Annotated in this window: 3 protein-coding genes and 1 pseudogene; 2 read left to right on the top strand and 2 right to left on the bottom strand. The window is 61.6% G+C overall.

All coding sequences use genetic code 11. From position 1 onward, the window contains the following. The coding region (locus A2I95_RS31020) for a hypothetical protein (RefSeq protein WP_291736006.1) at positions 1-573 on the top strand (573 nt) is incomplete at its 5' end. A gap of 230 nt (positions 574-803) precedes the next feature. Beyond that, positions 804-1,367 carry a sugar transferase gene (locus A2I95_RS31015; protein WP_291736005.1) on the top strand — a complete coding sequence of 188 codons (564 nt, stop codon included), beginning with the start codon at positions 804-806 and terminating at the stop codon, positions 1,365-1,367. A gap of 28 nt (positions 1,368-1,395) precedes the next feature. On the opposite strand, the gene A2I95_RS31010 is transcribed toward A2I95_RS31015, so the two are convergent. After that, the gene (locus tag A2I95_RS31010; RefSeq protein WP_291736003.1) at positions 1,396-2,076 is read right to left on the bottom strand and encodes a transglutaminase-like cysteine peptidase; all 681 of its coding nucleotides are present in this window, start codon (positions 2,074-2,076) and stop codon (positions 1,396-1,398) included. Positions 2,077-2,307: 231 nt separating this feature from the next. Then, positions 2,308-2,565: pseudogene (locus tag A2I95_RS31005) on the bottom strand (glucose-1-phosphate thymidylyltransferase); the annotation flags it as partial.

The raw sequence follows: 2,565 nt of genomic DNA, 5'->3' as shown, positions 1-2,565 counted from the left end.
GTTGCGAGGGGTCGTCTTATGGCTACGGGAGGGCCTACGCCCGCTATTACCATGACAGCTAAGGCCCTGCTTCTGGCGCTGGCGGCCCTGTGCGCAGGGCTGCAATGGCAGGGTTTGCGCGGCCATCTGAACCACCAGTCGCATCACCGCCTGGCTGCAGAGGCCGGGGCCGGGCGGCTGGAGTCGGCGGACAGCGGGCTGGTGGCGGCGCTGCTGGCCGCGCCAGCCGGAGCGGCAGCGGTGTTTGATCCGCATCTGCACCGCAGCGGGGCGGTTTTGCATCTATACGCGGCAGATCTGATAGCAGCGGCAAAAGGCCTGAACCCGCTGCTGCCCGCATCGGACCCGGAGGCAGCTGCGGCCCGGAAAGCCGCCCTGCGCCAGCTTGAGGCGGCGCTGGCCCGGCAGCCGCTTGACGGCGATCTTTGGCTGCGCCTGGCTGTGATGGGCCGGGCTCTCGGCCTGCCGGAACGGCTACTGGAAACCTATCTGGAACGCTCAAGACTCTCCGCCCCGTACGAAGGCTGGATCCTGCGGCGGCGGGGCGCGCTTCAATTTAATAACAACTTATGAATGTTTAACTGTGTCTTTTTTGGAATCAATTGACACAATTTCTACACAGCACATAGTTGCCTAATGTTTACTCGCCTGATTGCGGCGAATGGTTAAAATTTCTGTTAAACCTTAGGTGCTAAAGCTAAATGTTTGACTTTGAATTCCCAGAACGGGATTTGCCTAATAATTCAGTCCGTCCGCCGCGCCGCAGCACCCTGTCCGGCCTTGTGTTTGCTGGGGTCAAGCGGATGTTTGACCTGGTTGTGAGCAGCGGGATCCTGCTGCCGCTGGCACTGATGTGCGCTGCGGGCCTGCTGCTTCTCAACCCGTTTTGGAACCGGGGGCCGTTGCTTTATTCGCAGCTGCGTATGGGGCGGGATTGCCGCCCGTTCACCGCCTACAAGTTCCGGACAATGCGCCCCGCGCCGGAAATCCGCCGCACTGCTGATTGCCCGCTGGAAGAAGAGCGGATCACCCCGCTCGGGCGGTTTCTGCGCCGCGCCCGTTTGGATGAGTTGCCGCAGATTGTTAATGTTTTTAGGGGAGATATGAGCCTGATCGGACCGCGTCCGGATTATATCCACCATGCGCGCAGGTTTCTGGCCGACGTGCCGGGATATCAGGAGCGGCATGCGGTGCGCCCTGGCATCAGCGGCTGGGCCCAGGTGGAGCTTGGGTATATCGAAGGCATTGATGCCACGCGGAACAAAGTGCGTGCCGATCTGCATTACATCGCGAATACGGGTTTTGCAATGGAGACCCGCATCGTGTGGCGCACACTCAGCGTGATTGTGCGGCGCGGCGGCGCCTGACGCGGGTGCGGACCTGCGGCAACGGGGCTCAGGACAACCCGTCTCCGGCTTGCGGCGCGGCAACCGAATACCAGGCTTTTGGATCTGTTTCCGATTGGATTTTCAAAAACCGGTATCCGGTTTCCCGCCAGGGCCGGATTTCATTTGTGAGATTGTCCAGGGCAAAATCCCTGCCGTGAAAACGTGCAATCAATACGGCATGGCCGGTGCCATCCGGTGCCAGCACCGTTGCCAGCCGGAGTGATTTGGATGGCCAGCCCAAATTAATTAACCTTTTACGCTTTTGAAGTGCATAATCTTCGCAATCGCCCCGCACCGCATTCAGTCGCCATTCATCGGCAATTCCCTGCGCGGTGCCGTCTGTTTGCGGGGTGATGTCCCGGTTTACCGCCAGATTGATCCTCACCAGCTCGGCCAGCTGCGCCTTTGCGGAGCCGACAGACTGCGGGCGGCCGCCGTGCACTGCGCATTGACCAGGGTGGCGCAGGCAGAACCGGGCATGGGCCAGGGGCGGCAGCACTTGCCGGGACACTGGCACCAGGGCGGCAGGCTCTTGCGCTGGCGGCGGCTGAACGGCCGCAGCGGGTCCGGCCAGCGCCGCCGTTAGCAAGCCGGCGGCCAGCACCGTGCCGGTGCGGAACGGCAGCTGCTGCCGCATGCAGCGGCCAAGGCGCTGCCCAGGGCGGGTTTCCGTTTGCCGCTGTGCCATTGCGTGCTCCTCGCAGGAAAAATCCGGTCGAGGACAGGCCTATTGGCGCAATCGAGAATGGCTGTGGGACTGCTGTGGCTAGAAAATGGCTATTGTTGTCAATTTATTAGGAATTCCTATCAATTCCCTGAAAGCGCATCCGCAAGCCGCGACCCCCACGCCGCGTAGCGGCGCCGAGCCTAACCGGAAGAGGCTATCTATGATAGCGGATGACGGGCGGGAGCCTGCCGCCTACTTCAGTAGCCCTTCGAGATAGGCGCCATAGGCGTTTTTGGCGAATTTCGCGGCCCGTGCCTTCAACTGGTCCGCATCAATCCAGCCCTGGCTGTAGGCGATCTCCTCCAGGCAGCCGGTCTGCAGCCCCTGGCGTTCCTGCAGGGTGCGCACGAAATTGCCAGCATCCAGAAGCGAGCCATGGGTGCCGGTATCCAGCCAGGCATAGCCGCGGCCCATGGTTTCGACCCGCAAAGACCCTTCCTCCAGGTACAT

The sequence above is a fragment of the Leisingera sp. F5 genome (assembly GCF_001593695.1).
This window is presented reverse-complemented; position numbering and strand designations above follow the sequence as displayed.

Coding starts and splice junctions, on each gene's coding strand:
- A2I95_RS31015 (WP_291736005.1), top strand. CDS start 804: ATGTTTGACCTGGTTGTGAGCAGCGGGATCCTGCTGCCGCTGGCACTG.
- A2I95_RS31010 (WP_291736003.1), bottom strand. CDS start 2,076: ATGGCACAGCGGCAAACGGAAACCCGCCCTGGGCAGCGCCTTGGCCGC.